This is a genomic window from Sphingopyxis sp. sgz302558 (genome assembly GCF_057220455.1).
Genome location: NZ_JBXPUZ010000001.1, coordinates 608,482 through 625,384 on the forward strand (window position 1 = coordinate 608,482; position 16,903 = coordinate 625,384).

The 16,903-nt window shown below is 65.0% G+C and carries 14 protein-coding genes; 6 read left to right on the forward strand and 8 right to left on the reverse strand.

The genetic code is table 11. From position 1 onward, the window contains the following. The first annotated feature begins 30 nt into the window (after positions 1-30). Positions 31-1,290, forward strand: a complete 1,260-nt coding sequence (locus tag AC2TC0_RS02950) for a multidrug effflux MFS transporter (RefSeq protein ID WP_484715989.1) — start codon at positions 31-33, stop codon at positions 1,288-1,290. A gap of 55 nt (positions 1,291-1,345) precedes the next feature. On the opposite strand, the gene AC2TC0_RS02955 is transcribed toward AC2TC0_RS02950, so the two are convergent. The 5 genes from AC2TC0_RS02955 to AC2TC0_RS02975 form a co-directional block, all read right to left on the reverse strand. Then, a complete protein-coding gene (locus AC2TC0_RS02955) occupies positions 1,346-2,908 on the reverse strand; it encodes an amino acid permease (protein WP_484715990.1) in 1,563 nt (520 codons plus the stop codon). An 81-nt stretch (positions 2,909-2,989) separates the two neighbouring features. Next, a complete protein-coding gene (pbpC, locus tag AC2TC0_RS02960; RefSeq protein ID WP_484715991.1) occupies positions 2,990-5,152 on the reverse strand; it encodes a penicillin-binding protein 1C in 2,163 nt (720 codons plus the stop codon). Continuing rightward, positions 5,142-10,973, reverse strand: a complete 5,832-nt coding sequence (locus AC2TC0_RS02965) for an alpha-2-macroglobulin family protein (RefSeq protein WP_484715992.1) — start codon at positions 10,971-10,973, stop codon at positions 5,142-5,144. The genes pbpC and AC2TC0_RS02965 overlap by 11 nt, the downstream gene beginning before the upstream one ends. A 59-nt stretch (positions 10,974-11,032) precedes the next feature. Next, entirely contained in the window at positions 11,033-11,410 is a 378-nt protein-coding gene (locus AC2TC0_RS02970) for a histidine triad nucleotide-binding protein (protein WP_484715993.1), read from the reverse strand. Next, positions 11,400-11,747 (reverse strand): phosphoribosyl-ATP diphosphatase, encoded by a 348-nt coding sequence (locus tag AC2TC0_RS02975; RefSeq protein ID WP_484715994.1) that lies wholly within the window; start codon positions 11,745-11,747, stop codon positions 11,400-11,402. The genes AC2TC0_RS02970 and AC2TC0_RS02975 overlap by 11 nt, the downstream gene beginning before the upstream one ends. Before the next feature lie 75 nt (positions 11,748-11,822). Here AC2TC0_RS02975 and ung point away from each other — a divergent pair, with 75 nt between their 5' ends. Both ung and AC2TC0_RS02985 read left to right on the forward strand, forming a co-directional pair. Further along, entirely contained in the window at positions 11,823-12,521 is a 699-nt protein-coding gene (gene ung, locus AC2TC0_RS02980; RefSeq protein WP_484716470.1) for a uracil-DNA glycosylase, read from the forward strand. Beyond that, positions 12,518-12,958: a hypothetical protein gene (locus AC2TC0_RS02985; RefSeq protein WP_484715995.1), complete on the forward strand. Its 441-nt coding sequence runs from the start codon at positions 12,518-12,520 to the stop codon at positions 12,956-12,958. Before ung ends, AC2TC0_RS02985 begins: the two co-directional genes overlap by 4 nt. Here AC2TC0_RS02985 and AC2TC0_RS02990 read toward each other — a convergent pair. Both AC2TC0_RS02990 and AC2TC0_RS02995 read right to left on the reverse strand, forming a co-directional pair. Further along, positions 12,928-13,533 (reverse strand): pyridoxamine 5'-phosphate oxidase family protein, encoded by a 606-nt coding sequence (locus tag AC2TC0_RS02990; RefSeq protein WP_484715996.1) that lies wholly within the window; start codon positions 13,531-13,533, stop codon positions 12,928-12,930. The genes AC2TC0_RS02985 and AC2TC0_RS02990 overlap by 31 nt on opposite strands. Further along, positions 13,530-13,982 carry a DUF3429 domain-containing protein gene (locus tag AC2TC0_RS02995; protein ID WP_484715997.1) on the reverse strand — a complete coding sequence of 151 codons (453 nt, stop codon included), beginning with the start codon at positions 13,980-13,982 and terminating at the stop codon, positions 13,530-13,532. Before AC2TC0_RS02995 ends, AC2TC0_RS02990 begins: the two co-directional genes overlap by 4 nt. A gap of 85 nt (positions 13,983-14,067) precedes the next feature. Between AC2TC0_RS02995 and AC2TC0_RS03000 the strand changes: the two genes are divergently transcribed. Next, positions 14,068-14,580 carry a hypothetical protein gene (locus tag AC2TC0_RS03000; protein WP_484715998.1) on the forward strand — a complete coding sequence of 171 codons (513 nt, stop codon included), beginning with the start codon at positions 14,068-14,070 and terminating at the stop codon, positions 14,578-14,580. Positions 14,581-14,608: 28 nt separating this feature from the next. Here AC2TC0_RS03000 and AC2TC0_RS03005 read toward each other — a convergent pair whose 3' ends face one another. Beyond that, complete coding sequence (locus AC2TC0_RS03005) at positions 14,609-14,815, reverse strand: cold-shock protein (protein WP_484715999.1); 207 nt, start codon at positions 14,813-14,815, stop codon at positions 14,609-14,611. Between the two features lie 303 nt (positions 14,816-15,118). Here AC2TC0_RS03005 and AC2TC0_RS03010 point away from each other — a divergent pair, with 303 nt between their 5' ends. Further along, the gene (locus tag AC2TC0_RS03010; RefSeq protein WP_484716000.1) at positions 15,119-15,250 is read left to right on the forward strand and encodes a hypothetical protein; all 132 of its coding nucleotides are present in this window, start codon (positions 15,119-15,121) and stop codon (positions 15,248-15,250) included. A gap of 91 nt (positions 15,251-15,341) precedes the next feature. Next, positions 15,342-16,811: a PQQ-dependent sugar dehydrogenase gene (locus AC2TC0_RS03015; protein ID WP_484716001.1), complete on the forward strand. Its 1,470-nt coding sequence runs from the start codon at positions 15,342-15,344 to the stop codon at positions 16,809-16,811. The last annotated feature ends 92 nt before the right edge of the window (positions 16,812-16,903 follow it).

Here is a 16,903-nt window from a genome sequence, read left to right on the forward strand (position 1 = left end):
GACAGGCACATGGGCGCATAGCCGCTGCCTATGTCTCGCACCGATCCTGTTCCACCCGCAGCCCAATCACGCCCCGGCCTGCCCGGCGCGCGCGAGATGACGGCGATGATGGCGATGCTGATGGCCTTGAACGCCATGGCCATCGACACGATGCTGCCCGCGCTGCCCGACATGGCGCGCGACCTGAACATCCGCGTGGACAATCACCGGCAATATATCATCGCCGTCTATTTGATCGGCACGGCGGCGGGGTCGCTCTTCTATGGTCCGCTCGCCGACCGGTTTGGGCGCAAGCCGGTGCTGCGCAGTGCGCTGCTGGCTTATGCGGTGCTGGCATTGGCGGGGGCGCTGGTGAACGGATTTGAAATCATGCTGGCGCTGCGGCTGGGGCATGGGCTGGCCGGCGCGGCGCTGGGTGTGGTGGTGACTGCGATCATCCGCGATCTGTTCGCGGGCGATGCGATGGCGCGGCGGATGTCCAGCATCATGCTGGTGTTCATGGTGGTGCCGGTGATCGCGCCGACGATTGGCGCCGGGATATTGCTGGTCGCGAGCTGGCGCGCGATTTTCGTGGTGATGGCGGCGTTGGGGCTTGTGATGCTGCTGTGGATCCGGCGACTGCCCGAAACGTTGGACCCCGCCAATGTGCGCAGTCTCGACGTGCGTACCATGGCGTCGGGCTGGCTTGCGGTGACGCTGCATCGCCGCGCGGCAGGTTATATGGTCGCCGCCGGGGTGATGCAGGGCGCGCTTTATGGCTATCTCAACAGCAGCGAGCAGATCATTAGCGAGGTGTTCGACGCGCGCAGCGCCTTCCCGCTGGTGTTCGCGGCGGTTGCGGTAGGCATCGCCGCCGCCAATTTTTCCAACTCGCGCATCGTCGAGCGGTTTGGCGCACGGCGCGTCTCGCACAGCGCCCTGTTTGCGTTTCTGACCTTTGCCTTGCTGCAGGTGCTGGCGGCGGACAGCGGGCGCGAGACGCTGGCGCTGTTCACGTTGCTCTTGGCCTTCAATGTGGGTTTGATCGGCTTTGTCGGTGCCAATTTCGGTGCCATCGCGATGGAGGATTTTGGGCGCATGGCGGGCGTCGCCAGCAGCTATCAGGGTTTTGCGCGCGGACTGATCGCCGCGCTGGTCGGTGTCGGTATCGGCCAGCAATTCGACGGCACGACGATGCCGCTGGCCCAGTCCTTCACCGTCGCGGCAGTGATCGGTATCGCGCTGGTGCTGTGGGCCGAGCGGGGGCGCTTGTTCACCAGGCCGGGGACCGCGCCCAAGGATCATTTCTGACAGGCAAAGAAAAGGGGGCCGCAGCCCCCTTTTCCGTTAGCGTTCCAAACGCACCTCAGCTGCCAGCAACCGGGCCCGGAAATTCGGGCATGTCAGGCGCATCATCCTGAGCATCGCCATGCTGCAGGTTGGAATTGCGCATGCCGTAGATGAAGTAGAGCGCAACCGCACCGATCATGAACCAGACAAAGAAGATGAGGACCTTGGGCGGTACCGTGGTGATCAGATAGAAGCACGACAAAATGCCGAGTACCGGCAGTACCGGATAGAATGGCACCTTGAACCCCCGCGGCAGATCGGGGGCAGTGCGCCGCAAAAAGATGACCGACAGGCACACAATGGCAAAGGCGGCCAGCGTTCCCACCGAGGTCGCGTCGCCGAGGACGTTGATGTCGAAAAAGCCGGCTGCCACGGCAGTGATCAGGCCAACAAGCAGTGTGTTGACATAGGGGGTCTGATATTTGGGGTGCACCCGGGCGAACACTTTGGGCAGCAGACCGTCGCGCGCCATGGTGTAGAAGATGCGCGTCTGCGCATACATCAGCACCAGCACCACCGAAGTGAGGCCGATAATCGCCCCGATCTTGATGATCTTGGCAAGCCAGCCCCATGTCGGGCCAAAATTATCGACCACCACCGCAACCGGATCAGGCACGTTGAGGGTCGAATAGGGCACCAGCAGCGTCATGATCGCAGCGACGAGCATGTAAATGACCGTGCAGACGATCAAGCTGCCGATAATGCCGAACGGCATGTCGCGCTTGGGGTCTTTGGCTTCTTGCCCAGCGGTCGAAACCGCTTCGAAGCCGATATAGGCGAAGAAGACAATCGATGCCGCGCGCATGATGCCATCAAGGCCGAATTCGCCAGGGCCGGTGTTTTCCGGGATGAAGGGTGTCCAATTCTTGGCCACCAATTCGGTGAAGTTGGACAAGACGATCAGGCCACCGACGACGATGAAGGCCGTCAACACGCTGACCTTGATTGCGACGATGATGTTGTTGACCTTGGCCGATTCCGACACGCCGAGGACAAGCAGGAGCGCGAGTGCCAGGCAAACAAGGAAGGCAGGCAGGTTGAAGATGGTTGTGACCGTCTGACCATCGATCAGCACCGGCGCCCCGTCTTTCATCAGCGTCATGCCGGTAGGGCCAGTAAATTGTTCCGGTATGTGGATGCCGAAATCATTGAGCAAGCTGACGACATAACCGCCCCAGCCGACCGCGACCACCGACGCGGCAAGGCCATATTCGAGGAGCAAAAGCGCGCCCATCACCCAGGCGACAAATTCGCCCAATGTGGTGTAGCTGTAGGTATAGGCCGAGCCAGAGACCGGTAGCGTTGATGACAGCTCGGCATAACACAGGCCCGCAAAGGCGCAGACCAGACCGGCAACGACGAAGGAAAGAAGTACCGCCGGACCAGCGTGCAATGCGGCTGCGTTGCCGGTGCGCACGAAAATGCCTGCGCCGATGATGCAACCGACGCCCAGCAGCAGCAGGTTCCATTTGCCCAAGGTGCGCTTGAGTTCGCTCTTCTCGGTTTCGCGTTGCACTTGGGCGATGCTCTTGCGCGCCATCATGCGCGCCAGCACTCCCCCCGACCCGTTCGTCGCCATTTATAGTCTCCCCTTGGGCGTTCGTAATGACCGGCGACCCTAGTCGCTTGCCAACTTAGCGCAACTTAATTTCGGCGCGGCTTAACGCACCGTGAAGCGGATGCGGTCGACGGTCCGGCCGCCCGGATCGACCAAGCTGATCAGGTGCGATCCAGGGCGCGGGGCGATGCTGGCACCGACCTCGGCATCGCCGAGCGGCTGCTTGCCGATCAGCAGGCGGTGGCCCGCTGCTGCCCCGCTGACGCGTATGGCGAGGCGCTGGCGGTCTGCTGGAATGTCGGGGTCGCGCGCATAGATGCTACCGTTGGCGGGACTGACGATGCGCGGTGCGCGCGCGGTGGCTGGGGCGGCGGCGACCAGCGCCTGTCCCGTTCCGGTCAGGAAATACTCCCGGCGCGGCGGCTCACGCGTGCCTGGCAGCGCAATCTGGCGCGCTTCGACCCCGTTGGGCATGGCGGGCGCCCGGCCAGGGCGGCCTGCGTGCAATGCCAGCATCACATCGCGCCACACTGGCGCAGCGCCGCTGGTACCCGATACCGCGCGCATCGAATCGCCCTCGAGATTGCCGACCCACACCGCGACGGTGAAGCGATCGGAGTAGCCGATGCACCAATTGTCGCGCATCGCCTTGGACGTGCCGGTCTTCACTGCCGCCCAAAAGGGCAAGCGCAGCGCGCTGTCGGCGCCAAAGGCATCGGCGCGTGCTGAAGCATCGGCGAGGATATCGCCAATGATAAAGGCGGCGGCAGGGCTGAGCACCTGCCGCGCATCGCCCGGTTGTGCCGCCTGTGTCAGGCGCAGCGGCGTAAAGCGCCCGCCATTGGCCAGTGTGCGAAAGGCGTTGGCCTGCTCGAGCAGCGAGACTTCGGCCGAGCCGAGCGCGAGCGAAAAGCCATAATATTCGCCGTCCTCGACGATGCCGCGATAGCCCAGATCCCACAGCCGATCGCGGAAATCCTGAACATCGCCAAGAACGAGTGCGCGCACGGCAGGGACGTTGAGCGAACCCGCGAGCGCCGCGCGCACGCTGACTGGACCGCGAAAGCTGCGGTCATAGTTTTTGGGCACATAGAGCCCCGAGGCGGTGTCGAGTTGGACGGGGCTGTCGTCAAGGATCGAGGCAGGGGTCAGCCAGCCGCGCTCGATCACCTGCGCGAAAAGATGCGGTTTCAGGGTCGATCCGGCCTGTCGCCGCGCGCTCGCCCCGTCGACGGCTGCGGCGGTCGAATGGCCGCCCACCCCGCCAACATAGGCAAGTACTGCGCCGCTGGCGTTGTCCAGCACCACCACCGCGCCGTCACGGACGCGCGTTGGCCCAAGCGCTTCGAGCTGGCGGCGCAGAGCCTTTACGGCGGCGCGCTGGATCGCGGCGTCAAGGGTAGAAGTAATGCGTGCTCCCGGCTTGTCGAGCAGCCGCACGGCGAGGTGCGGGGCGAGGCCGGGGTCGAGCGAGGCGGCTCGTTCGCCGCTGGTCAGAGTGGCAGCAGCGCTGGTCAACGCCTCGCACTGCGCTGCATCGGCACTGCGGCAGGCACGGCGCGCCAGCGCTTCAGGACCGGCGGCGGGATCGGGGAGCAGCGCGGCGAAAAGCCCCGCGTCGAGTGCGCCCATTTGTGCCGGGATTTTGCCGAACAGCGCGCTTGCCCCTGCCCCGATTCCTTGCGTCTCGCCGCGCAGCGGTACGAGATTGAGATAGGCTTCCAAAATCTGGTCGTGTGTCCAATCATGGCCGAGTGCCTGCGCGGCACGCATCTGGCGCAGTTTCTGCAGCCAATTGCGCTGGCCGGGCGCCGCGAGTTCGGGGGCGAGGAACGCGGCGAGCTGCATAGTTATGGTCGATGCACCGCGCGAACGGTCGCCGGTCAGCCGCGCGCGCGCAGCACCGGCCACGGCAAGCCAGTCGACACCATTGTGGCTGCGAAAACGGCGGTCCTCGGCGCCGATAACGGCGGCGGGTACGGCGCTGCCGATTCTCTCCAGCGGCACCCACATACTGCGTCGGCGTTGAAAATCGATGCGCTGGCTGTCGAGGAGAACACCATGGCGATCGTATAGCCACGCCTCGCTGGGCTTCCACGCGGCGCGCACTTCGGCATAGGCAGGCATCGGCGGTGGGCGCGTCCACCATATCAGGGTCAGCAGCGCTGCGGCCAGCAAGCCCGACACCAGCCACCGCCAGCGTAAGCGGCGCGGCGGCTGAATACTGCCGGTCGGTGGTGTCGTGGCAAGTGGATCAGCGGCCATTGCCGGCGGAGATGGTCATGGGCTGATTGGGCCATGCGCCGCTGACCGCTGGCGAATACATCGCCTCAACGCGCGTCGGCGGTAGGCTGAAGCGCCCCGAACCGTTGAGGCGGACGACATATTCGACGCTGTGCGTACCTTGCGGCAGCCAGGCGAAATAGCCGCGCCAGCTATCGCGCCCGCGCTCGACATAGCTAGGCTGCGAACCTTCGCCTTCGGCCTCGGCGGCCAGCAGTTGCGACTGGCCACCAAGATTGCCGACAATTGTCGCGCCGGGCGGGACGGGGTCGGCAATGACTACCCAGGTGCGGCCTGCCGTCGCGGTCACTTCAATCCGCACTTTAATGACATCGCCGCGTGTCAGCCGATCCTTGTTTGCCGCCCTAACGATGCTGGTACTGCGCCTAATGCGGTATCCGCCGTTCAAGGGCTCTAACAACGGCACGGCAGCGCGGATCGCAATCAGCGCCCATGGAGTGCCGGCGCCCTGATGCTGGAGGTTTAGCGGACCTGCACTGAGCGGCAGGATGAGCGGTGCGGCATCTAAGGCTGCGGGCCAGCTTTGCATTGCGCTCTGGCCTGCCAAAGTGACGCGGGTTGTTCCGGCAATCGCGCTGGCAGGATAAAGCCCGGCAAAGCGCCGCACCACGACTGCGCCCCAGGCGTTAGCGGGAGTGGTGTCCCAGTGGCCGCGTCGCTGGCGCTGGGCAATGCCGACCATCAGCTTGCCTGCGTCAGCTTCCCAACCGCGTCGTCCGAGCACGGCGTCGAGCAGCTTGATCGCCATTTCATCGCCGCTGACCATCATCCACCATGGCGCATTGGCCGCGTCGATAAGGTCGAGACGGGTGCCTTCGTAGACCAGACGCTTCCGCAGCTCGGCTTCTGCGGCCATGCGCAACGCCGCCGCGCCGCGCAGTCCAGGAATGCGGTCAATCGCCGTCAGCCAATCAGCGAGCAGGCCGGTCGGCATGGCAGCAGGGGCAATGTCGATATGCTGAGCCAGCGCTGCGCTGGCTGCGCCGTTACGGGCGAGCGCGGCGAGCGCAGTGAGGCGCACGAGCCGCAAGTCGCCTGGGCCAAGCGCTTCACGTCCCAGCCGCCCGTCAACCACCGCTTGCAGGGCCGCTATCATCTTGGCGCGCGGGCCATCGGGGATGGCAAGACCGCTAGCCGATGTAATCGACAGCACATAAGCGGTCAGCTCGGGCGAGCCTTTGACGCGGTCGCTGGGAAAATAGCGGATCAGACCGTCGCTATCCTGATAGAGCGGCAGCTCGCCCGCGAGCGCCTGCCAGCGCGCGGTGTCGTCCAATGCCACCGCACGCGATAGTTGCTGCTCGAAACAATTCCACGGGTAAAGCGCCATATAGTCGCGCACGCCACTAAGCGGGGGCGCTACCGTTGCCGACAGCCGGATATCGACGCTGCCGCCGTCGAGAGCGCCCCTGGGCATAGTGATGGGCAGGTTAATGTTCGCTCCGACAGGCGTCAGCGTGGCGGCCCAGGTTGCGACAGGGACAACTGGTTCGACCGTCTGTTCGACAACCACCCGGTCGCGCGTGCCGTCTTTCGTCACCGCATCCACCGCCCAGCTGACGTTGCCGGGGGTGTCGGGCGCGGTCATCGTCCAACTCACCGGAACCGCACCACCCGCCGGAATGGTGACGGTCAGCGGGTCGCCCGTAGCGACGGCAGGCGTAAGCGTTGGCGTGGCAGTGACCGTCATCGCTTTGTCGGTACCGTTGCGAAGTGTGAAACGCGCGTCAAACTGGTCGCCGGTGCGCACCAATTCGGGAATCCCCGAAAACACGCCAAGATCCTGTACCGTGCGTACGCTCGTCTCCCCGGTGCCGAAAAGCGCGGGGCCAGCGGTGGCGATCGCGACAAAGCGGAAGGAGGACAGGCTTTCGGACAGCGGCACGTCGATGATGGCACGGCCCTTGGCGTCCAGTGACACGCGGCCCTTCCACAAAAGCATCGGGCGGAAATCTTCGCGCGCCAGACCCGACATATCCTCGCCGCCGCCGCCGCCGGGGGCAAGCGCCTTGCGGCCATAATGCCTTTTGCCAACCACCTGCATCTGCGCGGTCGAGGTGAGCACATCCAAGGTGCGCTGCCCCATCATGGCATCAAGCAATTGCCAACTGTCGTTGGGTGCAAGCTGAAGCAGCGCCTCGTCGACGGCTGCAAAAGCAATTTCGGCGTTGGAAGGCGGCTTGCCGCCGGGGGCGGTGACCTGCACCGCGACTTTGGCGGTTTCGCGCACGGCATATTTGGCTTTGTCGGCGGTTAACTTGACGCCAAGCTTATTGCCCTCCCACCCTACTTTGATGCGCGCGATGCCTAGGCGGTAGCTGGGTTTGGCAAGATCGACGAGCGCGGTTGGTGGTGCGCCCTCGCTGGTGGTGATGTCAAAGCCCACGGCGCGCTTGGCCTTGCGGAACCAGCTTTCGTTGCCGGTCACCCGCCCGCGGACCGCCATGACCGAGACATAGACATCGGGGGCATAGCTGGCGGGCAGATTGACCGACACCACCGGATTGGTGCCCTTCAAGGGCGTTACAAAGCTCGACAACACGCCTTCGCGCTCGACCGTGACCAGCGCGGTCGCCTCGCGGAACGGCATTCGCACCTGAAAACGCGCCGTGTCGCCCGCCCGATAGCGCGGGCTTTCGGGGATCACATCCATGCGGTCGCCATTGTCGCCGCCGAACCACCATTCGTCATCGCCCGCGAGCCAGACGGTACGCACTGCGCGCGCTTCATTGCCCGCCGCGTCGCGTGTGGTCGCGACGACGGTGACCTCGCCCGATACACCAGGCGACAACGCACAGGCAGCGCGGCCAAGCTTGTCGGTTCGGGCGCTGCAAGCCACCGGCAGCCGGGTTGTCGTCATTCGGTTGTCGTAGGCATAGAAGCCGCCGATCAGCCGTCGCCGCGCGGTGGTGATTTCGCGCCGATAGACGGCGACGTTGACGGTTTGGCCTGAGATCGCCTCGCCATCGAGGCCCAACGCAACAAATTGCAGGCGCAGGTCGCTGTCGCGCATCAGCCAGCCATCGGTCTTGACGCCGAGCTGGATCGCCGATGGGAAAAGGCGGATGCGGCGGCTGGCGGTCAGCACCTCGCCATTGGCATCCTCATAATCCATTTCGACCGTCATCAACGTGGGTTCGATAATCGGCTGGTCGATCTCGATGCTGGTCTGTGCGGTCCCATCGGAGCCGAGCGCAAGCGGCACGGTCCGCGCGAGCGGCAGCGGGGAAGAAACCTCACTGCCCGCATCGTCGAGTGGGACCGTGCCTTCGCTGACCGGCATTCCGCCAAAATCCCAACCGTCATAATCCTCCGGCGGTGACCAGCTTTGCGTGAAGGCGGTACGTATGGTGACGGGCAAGCCGCCCGCGGGACCGCCTGACAGAAAGCCCACGAACAGGTTCAGCGGAACCACAGCGGGGCGCACCGGTGGCTCCTTTGGACCGGTCACAGTGGCGCGCATGGTCGGCAGACGATATTCATCGACACGCACCGACTGGCGGGAAAAAATGGTGCGCTCCTCGCCCGTGGCGTCTTTGGTCACGAATTGCAGGTCATAATCGCCCATCGGTGCGGTGGCGGGAACATTCCATATATTTTCGCCTACACCCCCCGCATTGATGGCGAAGGGTAGCTCGAAACTGGTGTCAGAGCCGCGATGCGCAAGCCGGAGCGTACCCGACAGCGTGGGCGCAAAGGCAAAGCCCACGCCGACCGGGCGGCGCAGGATATGCTTCATGCTGACGCTCTCGCCTGCTTTAACCAGCGCGCGATCAAATATGCTGTGCAAGATGTCGGTGCGTTCGGACCAACCATAGGGCAGGTCGAAATCATAGGGGCGCAGACCATCGCCCCAGTCAGTCAGGGTGAAGCTGAAATCATCGCCCGACCGCGCTGAGACCATCAGTGCATGGCCTTCGCTGGTGTTGGCGGCGGTCGCATCGTCAGGGCAATCCGAATAGGTTTCGGGCTTGGGCAGGCCGCGCGTAATCGCAAGCCGTCCGAGCGCGTCGGTAGTGCCGCTAGTCAGGCGGCGTCCGGTGCAGGCGTCGGTGACGCGCACTTCGGCTCCCGCGACCGGCAGCCCGGTGTCGAGCGAGGTGACCCAAGCCAGCGACGCCTCGCGCCCCCATTTGAAGTGCACCGCCATATTGGTGACTAGCGCTGCCGAGGCGACAAAGCGTGTCGCGTTGCGCCCCAGCAGGGCCGCGCCCAGTTCGGGGCTGGCCAGTTCGACAACATGGAAACCCGGCTCGGTCAGGGGAATGCCAACAACCTCAAACTCTTTGCCCTTACCGGGCAACGGCAAGGTCAGGGCGCTGCGCGCGGGAGTTCCGGTGGGCACGGCAGCGAAAACCGATTTCGTCCCAGTATGATTAACGGTGACAGTCCCGCCTTTGCCATCATCCAGTTCTCGATAGTCGGTGTCGTCGGCATCTTCGACACGGTCCAACCATTTGAGCACGGCGGCATCATCGTCGCCAAGGCGCAGAGTTGCCCCGGCAATCGACAATTGTTGGCGTTCCAGCTCTGGTTCGACGCCGCGCACGGTGACGGGCAGCACGCCGCCCTCGCGCGCTTCCAAAATGCCGAAAGGTGCGGCGAATTTGACAAGCGGCGGGGTGCGGTCGATGGCAACGGCTTGCGGGAAGCGCGCTGCGTTCTGGAGCAGGCGGCCCGACTGGTCCGCAAGGTCAGCAGGCAAAATCACCGAGGCCTGCTGCATTTGCGGGAAGGGACCGGTGAAGCGTACCTGGGTAAGGTACGCATCATTGTCGCCTGGGGCAGCGGCGGCACGCACGCTGCCGTCGGCCATCCGCAGCGTCGCGGCGAGCGCAGCGCTGCGCGGGACCGGTGCGGTGAAGCTGACGATGATGTCCTTGAGCGGGTTGCAACCTGCGGCGGCGCGCACACGCGAGCAAGTGAAACGCGCGGAAAAGGCTGCGCGCACGCTGTAATCAAAACGTTGGTCGCGCCCTGCGGTGCGCGTCGGCGCCCCAGCCTGGGCTATACGCGCATCCCACACCAACGCCATGTCGCGCCCCGGCGGCAGCGGACGACGGCATTTGGCGGTGACAATGCGGCTGAAGAAAATGTCACGCTCGGCGCCCGCAGTGGGGATTTGCGTTGGCAAACCTGCGGCGGTCAGAAAATCCTGCCGTTCCCAGTCAGCGTTGCCAAGACCGGTCAGGATTTCTCTCGCCGTTGCGGCGGGCAGCAAGTCGAGCGGGATTTTCTCGCCAATGCCGTCAACTGCACAATAGGCAAAGCGACTGATCGAGGGGTGATCAGCGGCCGCATTGGTCGCGATTAAGAAAATCTGGTCTTCCTCAATCCCGCTATACGAGCCGCCCGCCAGTATGGCCCGAACCGTGGGGCCGCCAGTGTCGATAGGAAAGCTGCGGTTGCCGGTGATTTCGGTGCCGCGTTGGGTGAACAGCTGGTCGGTCAGCGTCACTTCGCAGCTGTTGCCTGCCGGGATCGCCCGGTCGAATTCCAGCACCCAAGTTTGCTGATCAACCCAGCGGCCTGCGCCGGGGACGGGGCAGTTATGTTTGGCGGGCGGGCGCGCGCGCGGCTCGCCAAGCGGCACCATCGCCTCGGAGAAGCGCAGGGTGAAACGGTTGATGCTGGTGTCGCCCGCCGATGCGCTGCCGGGCGTGGCGAGAACGACTTGAGGCACCGTATCACCGCTAGCGGCGGTGGCGGCGAACAGCGCCAGCGGCGCGAGCAGAGCCTTGGGCCACCTCCGCGGTTTCGGCTTGTCCTGGTGCTTTGCCATCGCCCGCGAATCCCCCCGTCAAGCCGCAACCACAGCTTGCGCCAAGGCCGGGTTGCTGTCTAGCGCGTCAGCATCGGCCCCAGCCACTGGCCGCCGAAAAGGTGGACGTGGAAGTGTGGCACCTCTTGCCCGCCGTGCCCGCCGATGTTGGCGAGCAAGCGGTATCCCGGTGCTGGCAGCCCCAGATCGCGCGCAACCTGCCCCACCGCGCGGATGAAGCCGGCAATTTCATTGGCTCCCGCGCGCGCCGAAAAGTCGTCCCAGCTGACATAAGCCCCCTTGGGGATAACCAAGATATGAACTGGCGCTTGCGGATTGATGTCGTGAAAAGCGAGCGCCCATTCATCCTCGTACACACTGTTGCATGGCAGTTCACCGCGCAGGATGCGTGCGAAGATATTGCGGTCGTCATAGGGCTGGGTGGCGTCAATCGGCATGCGAGGCTCCCGTGCGTGCTGCCTTTTCGGTATGGCCCGAGGTGCCCGCGCGGCGCTCGAGTTCGGCCTCTATCGCGTCCCAGCCGATGCCGCGCGCAGCGAGCAGCACGGTGAGGTGGAACACCAAGTCGGTCGCTTCTGCCACAATCTCGGGCTCTTCTCCTTCGACAGCGGCGATGACCAGCTCGAGCGCCTCTTCCCCCACCTTGCGGGCGATATGTCCATGGCCCTTGGCGATCAGGCTGGCGACATAGCTTGCCTCCGCTTCCCCGGCCAGAATACGGTCGCGGACGGTGGCTTCGAGGCGGGCGAGGGCAGAAGTGGGTGTTTGGATCATGGAAGCTGCCTATCGGGCTGCGTGCGCTACGACAAGTCGCTGGACAGCGCGCGCGCCATCGCCGAACGTCAGCGGATGGGCGAGGTCAAACTGCATCCTGAATGGCTGGCGCGCGTCGGCAGCGAATTCGATCAGCCCTATATGGCGCAACTGAGGGCGTTTCTGGCCGCCGAGCGCGCGGCGGGCAAGACCATCTATCCGCCCCCCCGCCATTGGTTTGCCGCGCTCGACGCTACGCCACCCGACGCGGTGCGGGTCGTGATTCTGGGGCAGGATCCCTATCATGGTCCTGGGCAAGCGCACGGCCTGTGCTTTTCCGTGCAGCCGGGAGTTCGGGTGCCGCCGAGCCTTGTCAATATCTACAAGGAACTCGTCAGTGATCTGGGTATTGCGCCACCGCGCCACGGGCATCTGGCGCATTGGGCGGCGCAGGGCGTGTTGCTGCTCAACGCCGTGCTGACAGTAGAGGCGGGGCAGGCGGCGTCGCATCAGGGACGCGGGTGGGAGCGCTTTACCGATGCCGTGGTCGCGGAGGTAGCGACGTCGCTGCAGCCGACGGTGTTTCTGTTGTGGGGCAGCCATGCGCAACGCAAGGCGGCCGCCGTGCCGCAGCTCGGCACAGGCAGCCCACATCTGGTGTTACGCGCGCCGCACCCCTCACCACTGTCGGCGCATAACGGCTTTCTCGGTTGCCGCCATTTCAGCAAGGCTAACGCATTTCTGGATGCGCATGGACGCGGCGCTATCGACTGGCGTTTGCCTGAGCTGCCATGAAAGCTGATGCCCCGACGCTGGCAGCAATGGAGGCGTGTCTGATGGCTGTGGTCGACATGCGCGCCGTGTCGCGTCGGATTTTCGACCGGTTTCTGGCTGAATATCCCGACGAAGTGGCGCGCTTTATCAACGTCGATGCGGCGGTGCTGCGGATGACCGACGAGACATTCGTACTGCTGTTCGCGCTGGCCAGCGGCGAGCGCTGGGCCGCGGGCAGCGCAGCACACTGGGTCGATTTGCACCGCAATTATGGACCGATTGCCAGAGCCCGCTATCAGGCATGGACGGCGCTGTGCCTTGCCGAACTAAAGGCTGCGAGCGGGCCCTTGTGGGAAGCTGCTGCACCGGGGTGGCAAAGTGCAGTAACGCAGCTCGACGCCCTGCTCGTGGCCGAAAATGAGCGGCTTCAAGGAACAAGCCAGTCTGCCTGCCATTGAACGCCCGTGCGTGTGAAAAGGGCGCGGCGGTGGCCGTCATGCGCGAGATAGAGCCAGTCGATGCGGTCGAGCGTCACGGTGAGCGTCGCGAAATGGTCGCGACCGGCCTCGCTTTCGGCCAGCGTTGGGAAGCGCTGTTCAAATTTTTCAGGCAGGCCGCTGGTGGGGACATCCGCTGGGCTGCTGGGGGCGACCGGCGCCAGATAGCAGCGGCGGCTGGTAGCGGCGCTGCCGGCCCAGGCCGCGTCGGTCACGGCGTCGGCGGTAGCGATCTGGCCGCTGCCCGAACAGCGCAGCTGAAGCTTTGCTCCCGGATCATAGAAAAGCACCGAGACGCGTGGGTTCACAGCCACCGCCCCAACCTTCGGGCTGCGGGCATCGGTGTGAAAGCGTAGCGTCGCTGTGCTCCGATCAACGTGGCGCAGCACCATGACCCGCAGCTCGCCATCAGCGGTGCCGACCACGGGGGTGTGCCAGGGCGATTTGCGGTCGGCCTTGCCGCGCGCGAGCCGCGCCCACAGGTCCGACTCTATCGCCGCCAGATCATCGCGCGGAATGAAGGGATCGTTACTCATGCCGCCAGCCCCATGGCGACGGCCATTAGTCCCAGCCCCGCCGAGAGCAGCAGGCGCAGCGGCAACCACCATGGCGGCGTCAGTCCTAGCGCTGCGATGCGCCGGTCCACCAGCGGTGATGCGAAAATGCCGATGCCCAGCCAGACCAATGACGGACCCGGCCAAGGCTCGCCGATCAGCCACGGGGTCAATGATGCCAGCGCCACAAGGCTGGGCAGCACGCTGACTCCATAAAGCCAAGACGGTGCGCGCGTACGCGCCGCCGCCGCCAGTCCCCACCACAACCCGCCAAGAAAGCTGAAGATCAGCGCGGCATAGAGCCAGCCGAGCGCCAGCGCGCCGAAGCGCCATCCATCGCCGCCGCCGATGACCACCGCCAGCAGCGCCGCCATCGGCAGCAATCCGGCAAGTCCAAGCGCGCGAGGAGGGGACGGAATCTGGTCGAGCATGCGCCTGCCATGCGCCAGACGGCGTGCGTGGGCAAGGGTCGGCCGGATTAGGACATTGTAAGGAATTGACGCTAGGATTTGGCGCGTGGTTAGAGCCGAGAGCCCGATCTTGTGGTTCGAGCGCAGCGCGCGGCGCGATGTGCGCTGGTGGGGCATGTTGCTGGTCGGGCTGATTTTCGTCTATGCTGGCTGGACCGTAGATCCCGCGACCAATTGCAGCGCCGATGGCGAATGCGCGCCTTGGCTGGTGCCGGTCGCAGGCGGACTGGGCGTGGTGTTCGCGATGGGCGGGGCGGCCTCGCTGATCGTCAACCCCAGCCGCGGCAGCTTTATCGATCCTGCGACGCGTGAGCTGGTGTGGTGGCAAGGGCGGGTTGCCGATGGCCGCGCGACCGATGCTGGCAGGCTGAAGCTTGCCGATATTGCGCGCGTGGTGGTGGTCGAGGGCAGCGATGCTGACGAGCTGTTTCTTTACGGCCGCTACGGCGAACTGCTGCCCTTTCCCAAGGACGAGGTCATGCCCTGGCCCTATCGCGACTGGGCGGCCGGGCTGGCCAACCATGTCCCGGGGCTGATGATCGAAGAGCGGCAGGGCTGAAACCAGCCCCGCCGCCCGTCAATCGGCCTTAGGCGTTGGTCAGATTGACCGCCGAAGCCTTGCCATTCTTGCCGACTTCGACGTCGTAAGAAAGGCGCTGGTCTTTATCCAGCGTGTGCATGCCGGCGGCCTGCACGGCGGTGATGTGGACAAAGCTGTCCGCGCCGCCGTCTTCGGGGGCGATGAAACCATAACCTTTGTCGGTGCTGAAGAATTTTACGGTGCCGGTTGGCATAGGAGTGTTCCTTTCACGAAACATAGTAACCCGCCGTGCAACAGCGCACGTCGGGGGTAGCCAGGGTCGTGAAGTGGAGTTTGGGTGCGCCGGATTCGTTCCCCGAAAGGAGCAGCCCCTGCGCCGAAAATTCCGTCTGCGTCGACGATAGCGATTTGGGGTATAGGCGAAAACGCGGGACTTGGCAAATCGTGCGCCGGTCGCCGTGCGGACCTTGCCCCCGAATATATGCCGTGATTTGCCAAAAAGCGCCTAGGCTGGCCACCAGCCGACCAACCCAGTCCGGCGCGAAGGAAATGGACCATGGCCAAGAGCCAGAAGAAATCGAACCGCGAAGTGCGCAAGCCCAAGGCCGAAAAACCGCCCAAGCCCAACGCCTCGCAGCCCAGCCAGAAGACCGGCGTGGTCGCGGGGCTGGACAATATGAGGAAATAATCGCGTCGCCGGGCGGATAAGGCGAATTTCGGCTTAACAACCGGTCGCAAGCCGGGTCGACAGCAAGGCGCCGGGCCGATAGCCTTGTCCCATGCGCACCTTCATTGCCATCGCACCGATGTTGTTGCTGGCCGCTTGCGGGGGCGGCGGCAGTGGTGGCGGGGGCGGCAATCCGCCGCCGGCCGCGAACCGTCCGCCGACGTTCACCTCGCTGCAGACCGCCGGGGTGACCGAGAACGCCACCGCCGCCTATCAGGCGACCGCCAGCGACCCCGATGGCAACCCGCTGACTTTCAGCATCACCGGCGGGGCCGACGCCGCGCGCTTTGCGATCACGTCCGCCGGCGCGGTCAGCTTTGCCAGTCCGCCCGATTTCGACCTGCCCGGCGATGCCGATGGCGACAATGTCTATGCCATCACCCTGCGCGTGTCCGACGGGCAGGCGAGCGCCGACCAGAATGTCAACATCACCGTCGCCAACAGCCGCGAGGGCATTGCCGTGCGCCGCGTCGGGACGGGCTTTTCGCAGCCGCTGTATGTCGCGGCGATCCCCGGCGACACGCGGGTATTGGTCGCCGAAAAAACCGGCGGCGTGTACCGGCTCGACCCCGCCAATGGCACCCGCACCCTGTTGTTCACCGCCGCGAGCCTGTCGACCGACAGCGAACGCGGGCTCTTGGGCCTGGCCGCGCGGCCCGATTTTGCCGCGAGCCAAGCGCTGCTCGCGGTCGCCACCGCCCCCGATGGCGCGGTTCAGGTGCGCCATTATGTGCTGGGCACCCCGGGCTTCACCACGGTGCTGAGCACGCCGCACGCCGATTTCAGCAACCATAATGGCGGCTGGATCGGCTTTGGCCCCGACGGCCATGCCTATGTCGGCATTGGCGACGGCGGCGGCAGCGGCGACCCGCAGAACAATGCCCAGAACCTGAATAACCGGCTGGGCAAAATCCTCCGGCTGGCGCGCAACCCCGACACCGCGTCGCCCACGCTTTATGTCCCCGCGCCCGGCAATCCCTTTATCGGCGGCGGCGGCGATCCGTGGATCTTTGCCTATGGCCTGCGCAACCCGTTCCGCGCCTCCTTTTTCGGCAACCGCCTGATCATCGGCGACGTCGGCCAGGGCGCGCGCGAGGAAATCAGCGCGCTCACCACGGCGCAGGGCGGCCGCAACTTCGGCTGGCGCTTTCTGGAAGGGACCGCGCCGTTCAATGGCACCGCCCCCGCCGGGCTGACCCCGCCCGTCGCCGAATATAGCCACGGCACCGGCCCAAGACAGGGCAACAGCGTCACCGGCGGCTATGTCTATCGCGGCCCGGTGACGAGCCTGCAAAACCGCTATGTCTTTGCCGACTTTGTGCGCGGCAATATCTGGACCGTGCCGGTCACCGCGCTGGTCGACGGCCAGACGCTGGCATCGAGCGCATTCGAGCGCCGCAACGAAGATTTCGCCCCCGACGCCGGGACCATCAACCAGCTGGTGTCGTTCGGCGAGGACAGCGCGGGCAATTTGTTCATCGTCGATTTCGACGGCGAGATTTTCATGGTGGTGGCGGGGTAGGGGCGCCGCCGTGCGGCGGCGCGGGGGGCATCGAGCGATTTATATTCGACCGGCGCCTCATCATCGGGCCCCGCCTCGTCGTCGATTGCTTC

What these genes read in the sequence shown, in the direction of transcription:
- AC2TC0_RS02950 (WP_484715989.1), top strand. Translation starts at nt 31, where the DNA reads ATGTCTCGCACCGATCCTGTTCCACCCGCAGCCCAATCACGCCCCGGC.
- AC2TC0_RS02955 (WP_484715990.1), bottom strand. Translation starts at nt 2,908, where the DNA reads ATGGCGACGAACGGGTCGGGGGGAGTGCTGGCGCGCATGATGGCGCGC.
- pbpC (WP_484715991.1), bottom strand. Translation starts at nt 5,152, where the DNA reads ATGGCCGCTGATCCACTTGCCACGACACCACCGACCGGCAGTATTCAG.
- AC2TC0_RS02965 (WP_484715992.1), bottom strand. Translation starts at nt 10,973, where the DNA reads ATGGCAAAGCACCAGGACAAGCCGAAACCGCGGAGGTGGCCCAAGGCT.
- AC2TC0_RS02970 (WP_484715993.1), bottom strand. Translation starts at nt 11,410, where the DNA reads ATGCCGATTGACGCCACCCAGCCCTATGACGACCGCAATATCTTCGCA.
- AC2TC0_RS02975 (WP_484715994.1), bottom strand. Translation starts at nt 11,747, where the DNA reads ATGATCCAAACACCCACTTCTGCCCTCGCCCGCCTCGAAGCCACCGTC.
- ung (WP_484716470.1), top strand. Translation starts at nt 11,823, where the DNA reads ATGGGCGAGGTCAAACTGCATCCTGAATGGCTGGCGCGCGTCGGCAGC.
- AC2TC0_RS02985 (WP_484715995.1), top strand. Translation starts at nt 12,518, where the DNA reads ATGAAAGCTGATGCCCCGACGCTGGCAGCAATGGAGGCGTGTCTGATG.
- AC2TC0_RS02990 (WP_484715996.1), bottom strand. Translation starts at nt 13,533, where the DNA reads ATGAGTAACGATCCCTTCATTCCGCGCGATGATCTGGCGGCGATAGAG.
- AC2TC0_RS02995 (WP_484715997.1), bottom strand. Translation starts at nt 13,982, where the DNA reads ATGCTCGACCAGATTCCGTCCCCTCCTCGCGCGCTTGGACTTGCCGGA.
- AC2TC0_RS03005 (WP_484715999.1), bottom strand. Translation starts at nt 14,815, where the DNA reads ATGCCAACCGGCACCGTAAAATTCTTCAGCACCGACAAAGGTTATGGT.
- AC2TC0_RS03010 (WP_484716000.1), top strand. Translation starts at nt 15,119, where the DNA reads ATGGCCAAGAGCCAGAAGAAATCGAACCGCGAAGTGCGCAAGCCCAAG.
- AC2TC0_RS03015 (WP_484716001.1), top strand. Translation starts at nt 15,342, where the DNA reads ATGCGCACCTTCATTGCCATCGCACCGATGTTGTTGCTGGCCGCTTGC.